This is a genomic window from Streptomyces sp. NPDC029296 (assembly GCF_055569255.1).
On sequence record NZ_JBVHXT010000011.1, the window covers coordinates 37,014 to 54,237 of the forward strand.

General features: G+C 74.3%; 17 protein-coding genes. 11 read left to right on the forward strand and 6 right to left on the reverse strand.

The window, feature by feature from the left end:
- The first annotated feature begins 56 nt into the window (after nt 1-56).
- Both ACZ4W9_RS12030 and ACZ4W9_RS12035 read left to right on the forward strand, forming a co-directional pair.
- Nucleotides 57-2,105: a HelD family protein gene (locus ACZ4W9_RS12030; protein ID WP_467935001.1), complete on the forward strand. Its 2,049-nt coding sequence runs from the start codon at nt 57-59 to the stop codon at nt 2,103-2,105.
- 42 nt (nt 2,106-2,147) lie between these two features.
- Entirely contained in the window at nt 2,148-2,870 is a 723-nt protein-coding gene (locus ACZ4W9_RS12035; protein WP_467935002.1) for an LppU/SCO3897 family protein, read from the forward strand.
- Here ACZ4W9_RS12035 and ACZ4W9_RS12040 read toward each other — a convergent pair.
- Nucleotides 2,867-3,559, reverse strand: coding sequence for a copper homeostasis protein CutC (locus ACZ4W9_RS12040; protein ID WP_467935004.1), 693 nt, complete (start codon nt 3,557-3,559; stop codon nt 2,867-2,869). The genes ACZ4W9_RS12035 and ACZ4W9_RS12040 overlap by 4 nt on opposite strands.
- Before the next feature lie 144 nt (nt 3,560-3,703).
- On the opposite strand from ACZ4W9_RS12040, the gene ACZ4W9_RS12045 reads away from it, so the two are divergent.
- Together ACZ4W9_RS12045 and ACZ4W9_RS12050 are read left to right on the forward strand one after the other, a co-directional pair.
- Entirely contained in the window at nt 3,704-4,348 is a 645-nt protein-coding gene (locus tag ACZ4W9_RS12045; protein ID WP_467935005.1) for an HD domain-containing protein, read from the forward strand.
- A gap of 26 nt (nt 4,349-4,374) precedes the next feature.
- A complete protein-coding gene (locus ACZ4W9_RS12050; RefSeq protein WP_467935006.1) occupies nt 4,375-5,478 on the forward strand; it encodes a GNAT family N-acetyltransferase in 1,104 nt (367 codons plus the stop codon).
- A 20-nt stretch (nt 5,479-5,498) separates the two neighbouring features.
- On the opposite strand, the gene ACZ4W9_RS12055 is transcribed toward ACZ4W9_RS12050, so the two are convergent.
- Nucleotides 5,499-5,774 (reverse strand): DUF4031 domain-containing protein, encoded by a 276-nt coding sequence (locus ACZ4W9_RS12055; RefSeq protein WP_467935007.1) that lies wholly within the window; start codon nt 5,772-5,774, stop codon nt 5,499-5,501.
- Nucleotides 5,771-6,154: a hypothetical protein gene (locus ACZ4W9_RS12060; RefSeq protein ID WP_318202803.1), complete on the reverse strand. Its 384-nt coding sequence runs from the start codon at nt 6,152-6,154 to the stop codon at nt 5,771-5,773. Before ACZ4W9_RS12060 ends, ACZ4W9_RS12055 begins: the two co-directional genes overlap by 4 nt.
- A 57-nt stretch (nt 6,155-6,211) precedes the next feature.
- Here ACZ4W9_RS12060 and ACZ4W9_RS12065 point away from each other — a divergent pair, with 57 nt between their 5' ends.
- Together ACZ4W9_RS12065 and murQ are read left to right on the forward strand one after the other, a co-directional pair.
- Nucleotides 6,212-7,117, forward strand: a complete 906-nt coding sequence (locus ACZ4W9_RS12065) for a MurR/RpiR family transcriptional regulator (protein ID WP_467935009.1) — start codon at nt 6,212-6,214, stop codon at nt 7,115-7,117.
- A gap of 46 nt (nt 7,118-7,163) precedes the next feature.
- Nucleotides 7,164-8,087 carry an N-acetylmuramic acid 6-phosphate etherase gene (murQ, locus tag ACZ4W9_RS12070; RefSeq protein WP_467935010.1) on the forward strand — a complete coding sequence of 308 codons (924 nt, stop codon included), beginning with the start codon at nt 7,164-7,166 and terminating at the stop codon, nt 8,085-8,087.
- Between the two features lie 44 nt (nt 8,088-8,131).
- Here murQ and ACZ4W9_RS12075 read toward each other — a convergent pair whose 3' ends face one another.
- Complete coding sequence (locus ACZ4W9_RS12075; protein ID WP_467935011.1) at nt 8,132-8,815, reverse strand: class I SAM-dependent methyltransferase; 684 nt, start codon at nt 8,813-8,815, stop codon at nt 8,132-8,134.
- A gap of 89 nt (nt 8,816-8,904) precedes the next feature.
- Between ACZ4W9_RS12075 and ACZ4W9_RS12080 the strand changes: the two genes are divergently transcribed.
- Entirely contained in the window at nt 8,905-9,477 is a 573-nt protein-coding gene (locus tag ACZ4W9_RS12080) for a hypothetical protein (protein WP_467935013.1), read from the forward strand.
- A 7-nt stretch (nt 9,478-9,484) separates the two neighbouring features.
- On the opposite strand, the gene ACZ4W9_RS12085 is transcribed toward ACZ4W9_RS12080, so the two are convergent.
- Nucleotides 9,485-10,612: an NADH:flavin oxidoreductase gene (locus ACZ4W9_RS12085; RefSeq protein WP_467935014.1), complete on the reverse strand. Its 1,128-nt coding sequence runs from the start codon at nt 10,610-10,612 to the stop codon at nt 9,485-9,487.
- A 222-nt stretch (nt 10,613-10,834) separates the two neighbouring features.
- On the opposite strand from ACZ4W9_RS12085, the gene ACZ4W9_RS12090 reads away from it, so the two are divergent.
- From ACZ4W9_RS12090 to ACZ4W9_RS12105, 4 genes are read left to right on the forward strand one after another with little or no spacing between them, the layout of a single operon-like run.
- Nucleotides 10,835-12,208 carry a nucleotide sugar dehydrogenase gene (locus ACZ4W9_RS12090; RefSeq protein ID WP_467935015.1) on the forward strand — a complete coding sequence of 458 codons (1,374 nt, stop codon included), beginning with the start codon at nt 10,835-10,837 and terminating at the stop codon, nt 12,206-12,208.
- Nucleotides 12,205-13,683 carry a glycosyltransferase family 2 protein gene (locus ACZ4W9_RS12095; RefSeq protein WP_467935016.1) on the forward strand — a complete coding sequence of 493 codons (1,479 nt, stop codon included), beginning with the start codon at nt 12,205-12,207 and terminating at the stop codon, nt 13,681-13,683. The genes ACZ4W9_RS12090 and ACZ4W9_RS12095 overlap by 4 nt, the downstream gene beginning before the upstream one ends.
- Entirely contained in the window at nt 13,680-13,838 is a 159-nt protein-coding gene (locus ACZ4W9_RS12100) for a hypothetical protein (protein WP_467935018.1), read from the forward strand. Before ACZ4W9_RS12095 ends, ACZ4W9_RS12100 begins: the two co-directional genes overlap by 4 nt.
- The gene (locus tag ACZ4W9_RS12105; protein ID WP_467935019.1) at nt 13,835-15,379 is read left to right on the forward strand and encodes a polysaccharide deacetylase family protein; all 1,545 of its coding nucleotides are present in this window, start codon (nt 13,835-13,837) and stop codon (nt 15,377-15,379) included. The genes ACZ4W9_RS12100 and ACZ4W9_RS12105 overlap by 4 nt, the downstream gene beginning before the upstream one ends.
- A 145-nt stretch (nt 15,380-15,524) precedes the next feature.
- Here ACZ4W9_RS12105 and groL read toward each other — a convergent pair whose 3' ends face one another.
- Nucleotides 15,525-17,147, reverse strand: a complete 1,623-nt coding sequence (groL, locus tag ACZ4W9_RS12110; RefSeq protein WP_362189398.1) for a chaperonin GroEL — start codon at nt 17,145-17,147, stop codon at nt 15,525-15,527.
- Between the last annotated feature and the right edge of the window lie 77 nt (nt 17,148-17,224).

Below are 17,224 nucleotides of genomic sequence, written 5' to 3' on the forward strand. Positions count from 1 at the left end.
CCGGACGGCATCGTCGTAGCCCACGCCCACGCAGCAGGCCCACCGGAGGCACCCCCTTGTCCACGCCCGCCCACGACCCGCACGCCCCGCACCATCCGCTCGACGATCCGCTGGCCCGGGAGCGCGCCCACCTCGCCGCGTCCCGTGCCGCCCTGCGCGCCATGCGCGAGGACGTGGAGGCCCTCGACATCCGCGACGTCACCGCGAACTGGGTCAACGCCGAGGTCCTCGCCCACCAGATCGACGAGCGCGTCAAGGCGCTGGCCGACCTCAGCGGCACCCCGCTGTTCTTCGGACGCCTGGACTACCTGCGCGCCCCGGGCGCCGAGCAGGCCGAGGGCGCGCGGGGCGAGCGGTTCTACATCGGGCGGCGGCACGTGCACGACGCCGACGGCGACCCCATGGTCATCGACTGGCGTGCCCCGGTGTCGCAGCCGTTCTACCGGGCGTCCAGGAAGAGCCCCATGGACGTCGGGCTGCGCCGGCGCTTCGGCTACACCGGCGGCGAGCTGACCGCGTACGAGGACGAACACCTGTCCGACCCGGCGGAGGCCGCCACCACCAGCAAGCTGCTCCAGCGGGAGATCGAGCGGCCGCGCGTGGGTCCGATGCGGGACATCGTCGCCACCATCCAGCCGGAGCAGGACGAGATCGTCCGGTCCGGGCTGTCCGGCACGGTCTGCGTGCAGGGCGGCCCGGGCACCGGGAAGACGGCCGTCGGCCTGCACCGGGTGGCGTATCTGCTGTACGCCCACCGGGAGCGGCTGGCCCGCACCGGCACCCTGGTCATCGGGCCGAACCGGTCCTTCCTGCACTACATCGAGCAGGTGCTGCCCGCGCTCGGCGAGCTGTCCGTGCGGCAGGCGACGGTGGACGACCTGGTCGCCCACGTCGAGGTGCGCGGCACGGACGAGGCCGCCGCCGCGATCGTCAAGGGCGACGCCCGGATGGCGCGGGTGCTGCGACGGGCCCTGTACGCGCACGTGACCACGCCCGCCGAGCCGGTGGTGGTCGTGCGCGGCTCGCGGCGCTGGCGGGTGCCGGCGTACGAACTGGAGGAGATCACCGCCGAGTTGCTGGCCCGGGACATCCGCTACGGCGCGGCCAGGGAGGCACTGCCGCAGCGGATCGCGCACGCCGTGCTGGTGCGGATGGAACAGGCCGGGGAGGCCCCGGACGACCGGGTGCAGGACGCGGTGGCCCGCAGCAGCGCGGTGAAGGCGGCCGTGAAGGCGATCTGGCCGGCCGTGGACCCGGCGAAGCTGGTGCTGCGGCTGCTGTCGGACGCGGCCTTCCTCGCCGAGCACGCGGCGGGGATCCTGGACGAGGACGAGCAGAAGACGATCCTGTGGGCGAGGCCCGCGCGGAGCGTGAAGACGGCCAGGTGGTCGGCGGCGGACGCCGTGCTGATCGACGAGGCGGCCGATCTGGTCCAGCGCACCCACTCGCTGGGGCACGTCGTGCTGGACGAGGCGCAGGACCTGTCCCCCATGCAGTACCGGGCCGTCGGCCGCCGCTGCACCACCGGCAGCGCCACCGTGCTGGGCGACCTGGCGCAGGGCACGACCCCGTGGGCGACCCGCGGCTGGGCGCAGGCGCTGGAGCACCTGGGCAAGCCGGAGGGGGTGGTGGAGGAGCTGACGGCCGGTTTCCGCGTCCCGACGGACGTCATCGCGTACGCCTCCCGGCTGCTGCCGCACATCGCGCCCGGCCTCGCCCCGGTCGCCTCGGTCCGGGAGAACCCCGGGTTCTTCGAGGTCCGTCCGGCCACCGGGACGGCCGATGTGGTCGACGCCTGCGAGCGGCTGCTGCGCAACGAGGGTTCGACGGGCCTGATCGCCGCCGAGGCCCTTCAGGCGGCCGGCATCCCGTACCTGGCGCCCGGCGAGGAGACCACCCGCGAGAGACGGCTGACCCTCGTCGCGGCCTCGCTCGCCAAGGGCCTGGAGTACGACTACGTGGTGCTGGACGAGCCGCGGGCCGTGGTGGACGGCGAGCCGGACGAACGAACCGGCCTGCGGCGGCTGTACGTGGCGCTGACCCGGGCGGTGTCGGGCCTGATCGTGACCCACGCCGCGCCGCTGCCCGCGCAGCTCGCCGAGTAGGGTGCTGAGCCGTTCCGGCATGTCCCCCTGGAGAGGCCCCCGTTGAGCACGCCGCATCCGCACTCGCCGTATCCCGCGTACCCGTACCAGCAGCCCGGGGCGCCGTATCCGCCCGCCTCCGGGCCGGGGTGCGAGGTGTGCGGGGCGCTGCCCGCCGCGCCGGTGACGGTGCGCGGGCACCAGGGCCTGGTGGTGGTGATGCGGTTCACGCGGTGGCGGGGGACGCTGTGCCGCCCCTGCGCGCTGGCGGTGTTCCGGCAGACGCAGCGGGACACCCTGGTGCGGGGCTGGTGGGGGCCGCTGTCGGTGCTCGTCACGCCGGTCACCCTGCTGCTCAACCTCGGTGCGCTGGCCCGGATCCGGCGGCTGCCGGCGCCGGCCACGGCCGCCTGGCGCCCGCCGCTGGACCCCGGCCGCCCGCTGCTGCGGCGGCCGGCCGGGCTGCTCCCGCTCGCCGTCCTGGCGGCGCTGGTGATCGCCGTACCCGTCCTGATCGCGACCGGTGGCTCCGACGAGCCGTCCGGGGTGCGCTTCCAGCCCCGGAAGAACACCGAGCCGCTGTCGGTCGGGGCGTGCGCGCACAACGACCGGGAGTGGCCCCACCAGGACCTCAGGAACGTGCCCTGCGACTCGCCGGACGCCCAGTACCTGATCACCGACCAGCACAACGGGTACTGCGCGGACGGCGACTACTACGCCCACCTCCAGTACAGCGCGGACGGCGCGACCCCGCTGTGCCTGCACCCGGTGCGGGCGCGGGGCTAGGGTCTGTCCAGCGCGGTGCGCCACCGGCCGACCACGTCCGCCGAGACCGGGCCGTCCCAGCCGGCCGGGCGGGCCGCGCCGCCGATGTGGAACGCCTCGATCCCGCCCTCGCGGAGCCGGGACACATGGTCGAGGCGCAGCCCGCCGCCGACCATGATCCGCTGCTCGTAGCCGGGGCCGCCGCCCCGCGCGGCCTCGGCGAGCAGGGTGGGCAGGCCGTCGTCCACGCCGGAGGCGGCGCCCGCGGTGAGGTAGGTGTCCAGGCCTGGCAGGTCGGCGAGCTGCTTGCGCAGGGCGTCCCGGTCGGCGGCCCGGTCGATCGCCCGGTGGAAGGTCCACGGGCAGCCGTCGAGCGCGTCCACGACCCGCTCCACGGCGGCGAGGTCGGCGCCGCCGTCCCCGTCGAGGAAACCGAGCACGAACTGGTCGGCGCCGGCCTCCCGCAGCTCGCCGGCCAGGCCGGTCAGCCGGTCCACGTCCCCGGCCGCGAACCCGTCCGCGACGCGGAGCATCACGCGCAGGTCGATGTCGACGGCGGCGCGGATCGCGGCGACGGTGGCGGGCGCGGGGGTGAGCCCGTCGGCCGCCATATCGGTGACCAGCTCCAGCCGGTCCGCGCCTCCGGCCTGGGCGGCGACCGCGTCCTCGACGTCGAGGGCGATCACCTCCAGGACTGCACGCTTGCTCATGGCACCCCATTCATCGGCATTCGTCGGGCGACTACAGGTCTAGTCCAATTCAAGAGTATGCCGGTCCCCGAGCGCCAGCCGTAAGAACGGGGACGGCCGTGCGAACGGGGGGGCCGGGGAGGCCCGGCACGGGACAATGGGGGCATGGCCGACCTCGACGCCCTGCGTCTCCGCTTCGCCCGCGCCCTGGAGGCAGCCCGCGCCCCCGGCGGCGGCCCCGACCCCGCCCCGTACGCCGACAACCTGCTCGGCCGCTGGCAGGAGCCGCAGCGCCGGTACCACACCGTGGCGCACCTCACCGCCGTACTCGACCACGTCGACGTCCTGGAGCGGTACGCCGCCGACCCGGACGTGGTCCGGCTCGCCGCCTGGTTCCACGACGCCGTCTACCTCCCCGAGCGGTCCGAGAACGAGGAACGGTCCGCGCGGCTGGCCGAGCGCGCCCTGCCGGAGGCCGGTCTGCCCGGGCCGAAGACCTCCGAGGTGGCCCGGCTGGTCCGGCTCACCGTCGGCCACGACCCGGCCGACGACGACCCCGACGGCCAGGTGCTGTGCGACGCCGACCTCGCGATCCTGGCCGCGCCCCCGTCGGCGTACTCCGTCTACACCGCCCGGATCCGCGAGGAGTACCACTTCGTCCCGAACGACGCCTTCCGCGCCGGACGCTCGGCGGTCCTGCGCCAACTCCTCGCCCTGCCCGCCCTGTTCCGCACCCCGTACGGCCGGGAGCACTGGGAGGCGACCGCCCGCCACAACCTCGCCGGCGAGCTGGAAATGCTGTCGACCTGAGGGGGACGGCCGCCTAGGGTGCGGCCATGCGAACGATAAACGGCGACGACGTGACCGAGGCCGTCGCGGGCTGCCTCGCGGCCCTGCGCCCGGCGGTGGACCGCGACTGGACGGCCGTCACGGCCGGTCGGCTGGAGTGGGACTGCCGCACCACCGCCGTGCACCTCGCCGACGACCTCGTCGCCTACGCCTCCAACCTGGTCGCCCGCGCCCGGGACGCCTACGTCCCCTACGAGCTGAAGCCCGACGAGGGCACCGGCAACGCGGACCTGCTCCAGATCATCGAGGCGACCGGCGGCCTGCTGACGGCGGCCGTCCGCACCGCACCGCCCGGGGTGCGCGCCTACCACTCCTACCCGTACGGCAGCGCCGACCGCGAGGGCTTCGCGGCCATGGGCATCGCCGAGACGCTGCTGCACACCCATGACATGACCCAGGGCCTCGGCCTGCCCTACGAGCCCCCCGCGGACCTCGCCGAGTCCGTCCTGACCTGGCTGTTCCCTCACGTCCAGCCGGGCACCGCGCCCTGGCCGACCCTGCTGTGGGCCACCGGCCGCGGCGAGCTGTCCGGCCGCGCCCCGGTCACCGGGTGGCGCTGGCGCAACAATCTGGTCGTCCCCGCCGAGCGGATCACCCTGACCGGCCTCCGCCCGGCCGTCGCCCACGATCTGCGCCTCGGCGGCGACGGCGGCTTCGACTGGCTCGGCGGCGAGCCGTACGCGGGCACCCGGGAGGCCGCCGGCTATCTGGTGAAGGCGTACGAAGCGGGCGTGCACCGCCCCGAGTTCGGGGTCTTCGCCCTCGTCCGGGACGAGGACGGGCGTGCGCTCGGCGGCATCGGCTTCCACGGCGCCCCGGACGAGGAGGGCCGGGTGGAGATCGGCTACGACCTCGTCGAGGAGGCCCGCGGCCAGGGTTACGCGACGGAAGCGCTGCGCGCGCTGACCGAGTGGGCGCTGGCCCGCGAGGACGTCGGCCTGGTGCTGCTGACCATCGAGCACGGCAACACCGCCTCCCGGCAGGTCGCGACCCGCGCGGGCTTCACCCGGGCGGCCGTGGAGGAGGAACGCGCGGCCCACGACGAACACGGCATGGAGACCGGGCTCGGGCTGTACCTGCGCCGCGCCTGAACGTCCCCGCGGGCGCGGCGCTAACCGCGCCGCGCCCGCGGCCCCTTGGGCCGGCGCAGGCCCGACTCCCGCAGCAGCCGGACCACTTCCCGGCTGCCGACCTCCACCGCCCCGGCGGCCACCGCGTCCGCGTACCGGTTCGCCGGCAGGTCGTAGTGGTCGCCGTCGAAGGCCCGCCGCGGCAGGCTCAGCCGGGCGGCGAAGGTGTGCAGTTCGTCGTACGACACGTCGCTGACCAGGTGCGACCACATGCGGCCGTGGCCGGGCCAGTCGGGCGGGTCGACGTACAGGGTCACGAGGAGACCGTTCCGCCGGCGGCCGTGCCGAGCGAACCCACCGACGCGACCCGCACGCCCGCCTTGTGGCACACCCAGTGCGGGTCGGGACCCAGTTCCGGTTCCACGTCCAGCGCGTGCGGGTCGCCGGAGCCGCACACCGGGCACAGCGGCCAGCGGCCGTACCGCTCCAGCAGCGCGTCCTGCACGTCCTGGGCGACCAGACCGGCGACGAAGGCGGCGCCGTCCGGCCACTGCTCGACCCACCAGCGCCGCTGGGCGATGGACTCCTCGACCAGGGAGACCACGTCCGCCTCCGCGACGTCGCGCGCGACCAGGTCCGCGAGTACCAGGGCGCGGGCCGCGTGCAACGCCTGTTCCAGGGGGCTGATGGGGTCCATGCACCCCATTGTGCGCACTCTTGACCGGGACACCGAACCGAAAATATCTTTCAATGCGTGACCCAGGACGTGAAGGAAATTTTCGGGAGCCCGGGCGGCTCGCTCGCCGCGAAGGTGCGCACCCTCGCCCCCTCCATGACCCGGTCCATGCAGCGGGTCGCCGAGGCCGTCGCGAACGACCCGGCCGGCTGCGCCGCCCTGACGGTCACCGGCCTCGCCGAACTGACCGGCACCAGCGAGGCCACCGTCGTGCGCACCGCCCGGCTGCTGGGCTACCCCGGCTACCGGGACCTGCGGCTCGCGCTCGCCGGACTCGCCGCCCAGCAGCAGTCCGGCCGCGCGCCCGCGATCACCACCGACATCGCGGTGGACGACTCCCTGGACGACGTCGTGGCCAAGCTGGCCTACGAGGAGCAGCAGACCCTCGCCGACACGGCCGCCGGACTCGACACCGGGCAGCTCGGCGCGGCCGTCACCGCGCTGGTCGCGGCCCGGCGCACGGATGTGTACGGCGTGGGGGCGTCCGGGCTGGTCGCCCAGGACCTCACCCAGAAGCTGCTGCGCATAGGCCTCATAGCCCACGCGCACAGCGACCCGCATCTGGCGGTGACCAACGCCGTGCAGCTTCGTTCGGGTGATGTGGCGATCGCGATCACGCACTCCGGGTCGACGGGGGACGTCATCGAGCCGCTGCGGGCCGCCTTCGAGCACGGGGCGACGACGGTGGCCGTCACCGGGCGGCCGGACTCGCCGGTCACCCAGTACGCCGACCTCGTGCTGACCACGTCGACCTCGCGGGAGACGGAGCTGAGGCCCGCCGCGATGTCCTCCCGGACGAGCCAGTTGCTGGTGGTGGACTGCCTGTTCGTCGGGGTGGCGCAGCGGGCGTACGAGACGGCGGCACCGGCGCTGGCCGCGTCCTACGAGGCGCTGGCGCACCGGCACCGGAGCGCTTCGCGATAGACCGTAGGGACAGCACGTCCCCCTACCGGAGAGAGCCACCCCCCTTATGACCTCTCACGACCTGCGCAGTCAGCTGGCCTCCCTGACCACCGAGGCCTTCCGGCCCGAGCTGGCCGGCATCGACCAGTTGCCCACCCTGGAGATCGCCCGGCTGATGAACGGCGAGGACGCGGGCGTGCCCGGCGCCGTGGCGGGGCAGTTGCCGCGGATCGCCGCCGCCGTCGACGCCGTGGCCGAGCGGATGGCCCGCGGCGGCCGGCTCGTCTACGCCGGGGCCGGCACCGCCGGACGGCTGGGGGTGCTGGACGCCTCCGAGTGCCCGCCCACCTTCAACACCGACCCGGACCGGGTCGTGGGGCTGATCGCGGGCGGCCCCGCGGCGATGGTCACCTCCGTGGAGGGCGCGGAGGACTCCGGGGAGCTGGCCCGCCGGGACCTGGACGCGCTGAAGATCACCCCGGAGGACAGCGTGGTCGGGGTCTCCGCCTCCGGCCGCACCCCGTACGCCATCGGCGCCGTGGAGCACGCCCGCGCGGCCGGCGCGCTGACCATCGGCCTGGCCTGCAACGAGCACAGCGCGCTGGGTGCCGCCGCCGAGCACCGTATCGAGGTGGTCGTGGGTCCCGAGCTGATCACCGGCTCCACCCGGCTGAAGGCGGGCACGGCCCAGAAGCTGGTGCTGAACATGCTGTCGACGATCACGATGATCCGGCTCGGCAAGACGTACGGGAACCTGATGGTCGACGTGCGCGCCTCCAACGCCAAGCTGCGGGCCCGCTCGCACCGGATCGTCGCACTGGCCACGGGCGCGGGCGACGCCGAGATCGACAAGGCCCTCACGGAGACCGGCGGCGAGGTGAAGCACGCGATCCTGGCCCTCCTGGCCGGCGTCGACGGCCCCACGGCCGCCCGCCTGCTGGAGGAGTCGGGCGGCCACCTGCGAGCCGCCCTGACCCACACCCCGACCTGACCGCCCCCCAGCCTGCCGCCTCCCCGTCCCACCGGCGCCTCCGGTCAGCCCCGCCGTGCCCCTGGCGCCGGGGCCCGCCACACCAGCGTGTAGCGCCAGAACAGGCGGCGGCGCGGGCGGGCGCCGGGCAGGAGGCGGCGGGCGGCGCGGGTGACCTCGGCGTACGTCTCCCGTGGGTCCCGGGTGGGGGCCGTCATCGGGTCGGGCCGTCGCGGGGCCGGGCGGCCGTGGTTCTTCGCCCAGCCGATGAGCGGGTTGAGCGCCGTGGCGGCCAGTCCGAGCGCGTGGTCCAGGGGGCCGGACGCCCGCGCGCAGCCGACGACGACCAGCGTGCCGCCGGGCGCGAGCCGGTCCTTCAGGCGGGTGAGGGTCTCGGCGAGCGGGAGGTGGTGGAGCACGGCGACGCAGGTGATCACGTCGTAGGGCCCGTCGGGCAGTTGGCGGGAGGCGTCGGCGAGGAGGTAGATGACGGGTGCCGTACCGGGTGTCGACTCCCGGGCCCGGGCCAGGATTTCGGCGTCGGCGTCGAGGGCGTGCACCGTGCGGGCACGCCCGGCGAGCAGCCGCGCCAGCTCCCCGCTGCCGCAGCCGACGTCCAGCGCGGTGCCGAAGCGGCGCGGCAACCGCCGCAGCAGCCAGGGGTGGTAGCGGGCGTTGTGGTCCCAGGGGTGGGCCGCGTTGAAGCGGTGCAGGGCACCGAGGAGGCGGGCCGTACGGGGCGTCGTCATGGCTCCCCACTCCACCACGCGTCCGCCGGGCCCGGGGACGGTGCGGGGCGGGCCGGGGCACCATGGAGGGGAGGAGGCGACCGACCGATATGAACCACGCCCAGCTCACCGCCCTCGGACGGGCTCTCAGGCTGCTCGGGGAGCACGGCGAGGCCCTGACCGCCGACACCCCGGACGCCCGGCTGCACGAGATCAAGGACGACCTGCGGCGCGCCCTGGACCTGCTGGAGGACAGCGTCGCCACGGGCGCGCCCGCCACCCGGTGTCCGGAGCACCCGCAGGGGCCCGTCGACGAGAGCGCCCCCGACCTGTGCCTGCTGTGCGAGACCCGGCGCCGGGCCGCCCGCCGCTCGGAGTACCAGGGCGCCCGCCACCGCCCGGCGGAACCCGCCCCCACCGCGCCCTCCCGGTACGGCGTGCGCGGGGACCGGCCGCAGCCCCAGCAGCGGTGGCTGCCGGAGCTGTGGAACGGCCAGGAGTGGCAGCTGTGCGGCACGCCCCGCCGGGACCGGCACGAGGCGGAGGCCTATCTCGCGGCTCAGCGGCGCGGTTCCCGGCCCGCCATGGCGTACCGGCTCGTGCACGAGTTCACCGATTACGAGGTGCTCCGGGTGTGGGGCACCCCGCTGCGGGTCGACATCGAGCCGATGGGCAATCTCTAGCGGCGCCTCAGCTGAGGGTCCTGGCCGCCGAGGCGTCGTACGGCTTCAGCTCGTCGAAGCGGTCGGCGAGGACCTTGGCCGCCCACTCGGGGTCCTGGAGCAGCGCGCGGCCGACGGCGACGAGGTCGAACTCGTCGGCCTCCAGCCGGTCGAGGAGGTTGTCGATGCCCTTGACCGGGGAGCCCTCGCCCTGGAAGGCGTTGATGAAGTCGCCGTCGAGGCCGACCGAGCCGACCGTGATGACCTGCTTGCCGGTGATCTTCTTGGTCCAGCCGGCCAGGTTCAGGTCGGAGCCGTCGAACTCGGGCTGCCAGTAGCGGCGGGTGGAGGCGTGGAAGACGTCGACACCGGCCTCGGCGAGCGGGGTGAGGACGGCCTCCAGCTCGCCGGGGGTCTCGGCGAGGCGGGCGGTGTAGTCCTGCTGCTTCCACTGCGAGTAGCGGAAGACGACCGGGAACCCGGGCGAGACCGCCTCGCGGACCGCGGCGACGATCTCCGCCGCGAACCGGGTGCGGGCGACCGGGTCGCCGCCGTAGGCGTCGGTGCGCCGGTTGGTGCCCGCCCACAGGAACTGGTCCAGCAGGTAGCCGTGGGCGCCGTGGATCTCCACGCCGTCGAAGCCGATGCGCTCGGCGTCGGCCGCGGCCCGGGCGAAGGCGCCGACGACGTCGTCGATGTCCTTCTGCGTCATCGCCGTACCGGTGGGCTCGGCGCCCGCGGCGGCCAGGCCGGAGGGGCCGAGGGCGGGGGCGTCCGGGTAGGGCGCCTGGCCCTGCTTGCGGACCATGCCGATGTGCCACAGCTGCGGGACGATGGTGCCGCCCGCCGCGTGCACGTCCGCGGCGACCTTCGCCCAGCCCGCGAGCTGCTCCTCGCCGTGGAACCGCGGGACGCGGTCGCTCTCGCCGGCCGACTCGTGGCCCACGTAGGTGCCCTCGGTGACGATGAGGCCGACGCCGGCGGCGGCGCGGCGGGCGTAGTACGAGCGCACGTCGTCGCCGGGGACGCCGCCCGGGGAGAACATCCGGGTCATCGGCGCCATCACGATCCGGTTGGGGACGGTGAGGCCGTTCAGCCGGACGGGGCGGGACAGGACGCGGGCCGCACGGGAGACGGCGGGCGTGGTTGCGGTCATGGGGGCTCCTGGCAGATGACGGGCTTACCGGCTGGTATGTGCGTGCGCATTGTTGCAGCACCTTAAGCAATGTCGGTACCCCGGCGCCTCATTCCCCGTCCGGCCCGCACGGGCCTGTGAGCCCGGCCACACCCGCCGCCCCCACCGGCAACCGGGTGAAATGCCTCCGCTCCCCTGTCGCGCCGCCCGGAAGTCCGAGCCGCGAGCCTTAAATAACACAGCGTGACTATCACGCAACACAACACGAGCAGCGGAGTGACCTGGGCGCCCGTCGCCGGACCCGGGGTCACGCGCTGGACCGACCGCCTCGACGCGGCCGGCGAGAACGACCCCGCCCCCCTCCAAGGACTCACCGTCGCGGTCGTCGGCCTCGGCTACGTCGGCCTGCCCACCGCCCTCGGCCTGCTGGACTCCGGCGCCACCGTCCTCGGCGTCGACATCAGCGCACAGCGGCTGGCCGACATCCGCAGCGGCGACGTGGACCTGCTCCCGGCCCAGCACGCCGCCCTGGCCTGCGCCCAGGACACCGGGGACTTCCTGCTCACCGCGGACGCCGGCACCCTCCCCCGCGCGGACGCCGTGATCGTGTGCGTCCCCACCCCGGTCACCGAGGACCACCGGCCCGACCTGCGCGCCCTGCGCGCCGCCTGCGCCACCGTGGTCGAGCGGGCCGTACCGGGCCAGCTGATCGTGCTGACCTCCACCAGCCACGTCGGCACCACCCGGGAACTGCTGCTGACCCCGCTCGCCGAGCGCGGTCTGACGGCCGAGCGGGACGTCCTCGTCGCCTTCGCCCCCGAGCGCATCGACCCCGGAAACGAGCGCCACACCCCGCAGACCACCCCGCGGATCGTCGGCGGCGCCGGACCGGTCGGCGCGCGGGCCGCCGCCTTCGTGCTGCGGGCCACCGCCTCGCGCGTCCACGAGGTGTCCGACCCGGAGACCGCCGAGATGGCCAAGCTCTGGGAGAACATCTTCCGCGCGGTGAACATCGCCCTCGCCAACGAACTGTCGGAGGCCTGCGCGCACCTCGGCCTCGCGCCCCTCGAGGTCATCGACGCCGCCGCCACCAAGCCGTACGGCTTCATGCCGTTCTACCCGGGCCCCGGGGCCGGCGGCCACTGCATCCCCTGCGACCCGTACTACCTGCTGCACCAGCTGCCGCCCGGCGGGCCGGCCGCCCCCGTGCTGAGCTGCGCCATGACCGCCCTGCGCGAGCGCCCCGCGCGGATCGCCGGACAGGCCGCCGACCTGCTGCGCGCCGACGGCCGCCCGCTCGACGGCGCCCGCGTCCTGGTTCTCGGGACGGCCTACAAGCCGGGCGTGTCCGATGTCCGCGAGAGCCCCGCGCTCCGGCTGCTCGGGCTGCTCGCCGAGCGCGGCGCCGACGCCCGCTACAGCGACGGCCACGTGCCGTGCCTGGCCGTGGACGGCCGGGAGCTGCGCTCCGTGACGGACCCCCACGAGGAGGCCTGGGACCTGGTGATCGTGCACACCGTGCACCCCGGCACCGATCTCGGCTGGCTGGACGCGGTGCCGCGGGTGCTGGACACCCGGCACCGCATCCGCTCCGCCGCCCCCGCCGCGGTCCGGTGAGCGCCGTACCCGGCACCCTGCCCACGGCGTCCGCCGCGGCCGGTTCCCCCCTCCGCCACCGGCTGCGGACCCGCCTGGGCGGGGCCCTGGAGCGGATGGACCCGCGCGAGCGGGCCGCCCTCGTACGACTGCTCGGGCTGCTCGCGCTGGTCCCGGTCCTGCTGCTGATCGCCCGGCGCTCGGTCCGGCTGCCGTACGAGCCGAGCCTGGTCACCTGCTACGGCCTGGCCGTGCTGACCGGCACCGTCGGCCTGCTCTACCTCGCCTACACCCAGTACGACGACCCGGCGGTGCGCACCCTGCGCCGCCGGGCGCCGGACCACGAGTCCTTCCCGCCGCTGCCGGAGCGCCCCCGGGTCAGCTTTCTGCTCGCGGTCAAGGACGAGGTCGGCAACGTCGAGGCGTGCGTGCGCTCCATGGCCGCCTCCGACTACCCCGACACCCAGATCGTGGTCGTCGACGACGGCTCCCGGGACGGCACCGGCGCGGTCCTCGACCGCCTCGCGGACGAACTCGGCATCACCGTCATCCGGCTCGACCGCAACATCGGCAAGAAGGCGGCCCTGGTACGGGCCTGCGCACTGGCCGACGGCGACATCCTCATGTTCACCGACTCCGACTGCGTCCTCGCCCCGGACGCGGTCCGGCACTGCGTGACGGCCATGGTCCGCCACCCGGACCTGGGCGCCCTCAGCGGCCACTGCCGCGCCCTCAACCCGCACAGCAGCCCGCTGACCCGCGTCCAGGACGTCTGGTACGAGGGACAGTTCCGGATCGCCAAGGCGGCCGAGGCGGCCTACGGCGCGGTCAGCTGCGTCTCCGGGCCGCTCGCCGCGTTCCGCCGTGAGGCCGTCTACAACTACCTGCCCGCCTGGGCGGAGGACCGGTTCGCGGGCGCCCCGTTCCGGTTCGCCACCGACCGGCAGCTGACCGGGTACGTGCTGGGCCAGGCCTGGCGCGGGCGCGCCCTCAAACAACGGCACGCCGACTCGCCGTTCGTCGCCGGGCAGGACCACCCCGAACGGCGCTGGCTCGTGGGCTACACCCGGTCCGCCCGGGTGTGGACCAACGTGCCCGCGCACTGGCGCCCCTTCCTCCACCAGCAGGTCCGCTGGAAGAAGAGCTTCATCCGCAACCTGTTCTTCACCGGCGGCTTCATGTGGCGCCGGGGCCCGGTCCCGGCCCTGCTGTACTACGGCCACGCCCTGTGGGTACTGGCCGCCCCCGCCCTGGTCTTCCTGCACCTGGTGTGGGCCCCGCTGCGCTGGACGGCCGGGCTCACCGCGCTCTACGTGGCCGGGATGCTGCTCAAGGGCAGCATCTGGGGCCTGGCCTTCCGGATCGACAACCCGGGCGACCGGCGCTGGCGCTACCGGCCCCTGATGAGCCTGCTCTCCTGCTGCGTCCTGGCGTGGCTGCTGCCCTACGCCGCTCTCACCCTCCGCCGTGGAATCTGGACGAGGACTCCCGCATGAGCACGACCGTCACACCGTCAACGCCGCACCCGCCCCGGCGAGGCCGGGTCCGCAGAGGAATCGGCCACCTCTTCCGGCTGGCCGCCGCCGTACTCTCCGCCGCCGCCGTGCTCGCCCTCTACTACGTCGTCCTCACCCGGGGAGGCTCCCTGTGACCCGGGGCGGCGGACCCCGTACGGCCGGGACCGGCCGCCGTCTGCGCCGCCACGCGGTACGCGGCACCCTGAGCGCCCTCGCCGCCGTCGTGGTGGCGACACCGTTCGTCGGCGCGTGGAGCTACGACGGCGCCCGGCGCGCGGTGTCCACCCAGGCCGAACCGCCCGTCGTCGAGGCGGACGGGGCGGGCGGGGAGATCGTCAGGACCCGCGCCGGCGCACCGGTCGTGCTCGCCTACCACGACATCAGCCCGGAGCCGGCCAACGACTACACCCTCACCCCGCGGCAGCTGGACGCCCAGCTGGCCGAGCTGGAGGCGGCGGGCTACCGCTCCCTGACCACCGAGGAGTTCACCCGCTACCTGACCACGGGCACGTCACCGGCGCCGCGCACCGTCTACCTCACCTTCGACGACGGCACCCGGGGCCTGTGGACACACGCCGACCGGATCCTCGCCAGGCACAAGATGCGCGCGGCGTCCTTCCTGATCACCGGCACCGTCGGCACCCACCGCCCCTACTACCTGTCCTGGGCCGAGATCGACCGGATGAAGGCGTCCGGGCGCTGGGACTTCCAGGACCACACGCACCTCAGCCACGAGCGGGCGGCCATCGACGCCGCCGGGCACCCGGGCTCGGTGCTCGCCAACCGGCTCTGGCTGCCGAAGGAGAAGCGGCTGGAGACGGAGAACGAGTACCGCACCCGGGTGCGCGGCGACCTGGACGAGTCGCTGCGGGTGTTCTCCGGCCACCGCCTGCCGACGCCCCGGCTGTTCGCCTACCCGTTCTCCGAGACGTCCGGGCCGACCAACCTCGCCGCCCGGAACACCTCCGTGCTGGAACGCCTGCTGCGGGAACGCTTCACCGCCTCGCTGACCAACGTCTCCCCGCGCCCCCTGCCGGCCGGGCCCCGCGCGGCCGCCGCGCGCCAGGTGGAACGCCTGGAGGTGATGCGGACGATGTCCACGGCCGCCTTCGTGAAGCGGCTGAACGAGCGGGTCACCCGCTCGCCCGCCGAGATGTCCGAGCCGCTGCGCGACCCCGGGCAGTGGTGGTTCCCGGGCAGCCCGTCCGGCACCGGCCTCGCGGCGCTGACCGGCGCGGGGGTGGCGGAGGGCAGGTATGTGTCGGCCGTCCACCTGCCCCTGGGCACGGCGGACTGGAACACCTACCGGGTGACCGCCACCGTCGGCCGGCTGAGCGGCACCGGGACCAGCGCGTCGATCGAGGTCGGCCGCTACAGCCTGGACCCCGTCTCGGTCACCGTCTCGGAGGCGGGCCTGCGGGTGACCGAACGCCCGGCCGGCGGCACCGCACGCGTCACCACCGGCAAACTCACCCGGGCGGCGCGACACCGGCTGACCCTGGAGGTCTCCCCGGGCGGGGTCCGCGTCACCGTGGACGGCGGCCACACGGTGGTCGCCCGGCCCACGGAGACCCCCGACCCGGCCCGCACCAGCGGAGGCGTGTCCCTGGCGGTCCGCAACGAGGCGGCCAGGACGGCCTGGCCCCGCTTCACGGCCCTCCGCATCGCCCCCTGAACAACCTCCTCGCCACCGGAAGGCCGCCCCGGCGACGGGCGGCCTTCCCGCGACGCCCGGCGGCAACGCCCGAGGGCGGTACCCCCGGCCAGAAGCTGGGGGTACCGCCCTCGGTCGTAGGACAGGTGATCAACCCTCGGGTCGATCAGAAGTCCATGTCACCGCCCGGCATGCCGCCGCCGGCCGGGGCCGCGGCCTTCTCCGGCTTGTCGGCGATGACGGCCTCGGTGGTGAGGAACAGCGCGGCGATCGACGCGGCGTTCTGCAGCGCGGAGCGCGTCACCTTCGCCGGGTCGATGATGCCCTCGGCGACCAGGTCGACGTACTCGCCGGTCGCGGCGTTCAGGCCGTGGCCCGGGGTCAGGTTGCGCACCTTCTCCACCACGACACCGCCCTCGAGGCCGGCGTTCACGGCGATCTGCTTCAGCGGGGCCTCCAGGGCGATGCGCACGGCGTTGGCGCCGGTCGCCTCGTCACCCTCGAGCTCCAGCTTCTCGAAGACCTGCGAGGCCTGCAGCAGGGCCACGCCACCACCGGCGACGATGCCCTCCTCGACGGCGGCCTTCGCGTTGCGGACGGCGTCCTCGATGCGGTGCTTGCGCTCCTTGAGCTCCACCTCGGTGGCGGCACCGGCCTTGATGACGGCCACGCCGCCCGCGAGCTTGGCCAGGCGCTCCTGGAGCTTCTCGCGGTCGTAGTCCGAGTCGCTGTTCTCGATCTCGGCGCGGATCTGGTTGACCCGGCCGTTGACCTGGTCGGAGGAGCCGGCACCGTCGACGATGGTGGTCTCGTCCTTGGTGATGACGACCTTGCGGGCGCGGCCCAGGAGGTCCAGGGTCGCGTTCTCCAGCTTGAGGCCGACCTCCTCGGAGATGACCTCGCCGCCCGTGAGGATGGCGATGTCGCCGAGCATGGCCTTGCGGCGGTCGCCGAAGCCCGGGGCCTTGACGGCGACGGACTTGAAGGTGCCGCGGATCTTGTTGACGACCAGGGTCGACAGGGCCTCGCCCTCGACGTCCTCGGCGATGATCAGCAGCGGCTTGCCCGACTGCATGACCTTCTCCAGCAGCGGGAGCAGGTCCTTGACCGCGGAGATCTTGGAGTTGGCGATGAGGATGTACGGGTCCTCGAGGACCGCCTCCATGCGCTCCATGTCGGTCGCGAAGTAGGCGGAGATGTAGCCCTTGTCGAAGCGCATGCCCTCGGTGAGCTCGAGCTCCAGGCCGAAGGTGTTGCTCTCCTCGACGGTGATGACGCCTTCCTTGCCGACCTTGTCCATGGCCTCGGCGATCAGCTCGCCGATCTGGGTGTCGGCGGCGGAGATGGACGCGGTGGAGGCGATCTGCTCCTTGGTCTCGACGTCCTTCGCCTGCTCCAGCAGGGCGGCGGAGACGGCCTCGACGGCCTTCTCGATGCCGCGCTTCAGAGCCATCGGGTTGGCACCGGCGGCGACGTTGCGCAGGCCCTCCTTGACCAGGGCCTGGGCGAGCACGGTCGCGGTGGTCGTACCGTCGCCGGCGACGTCGTCCGTCTTCTTGGCGACTTCCTTGACCAGCTCGGCGCCGATCTTCTCGTACGGGTCCTCGAGCTCGATCTCCTTGGCGATGGAGACACCATCGTTGGTGATCGTGGGCGCGCCCCACTTCTTCTCGAGGACGACGTTGCGGCCCTTGGGGCCGAGCGTCACCTTCACGGCGTCCGCGAGCTGGTTCATGCCGCGCTCGAGGCCGCGCCGCGCCTCCTCGTCGAACGCGATGATCTTGGCCATGTGAAGTGGTCCCTCCAGGACTGGGGGTGATTCCTTCGGACCGCGCCCGCGCCCGCGACGGACGGCTCGCCGGCCTC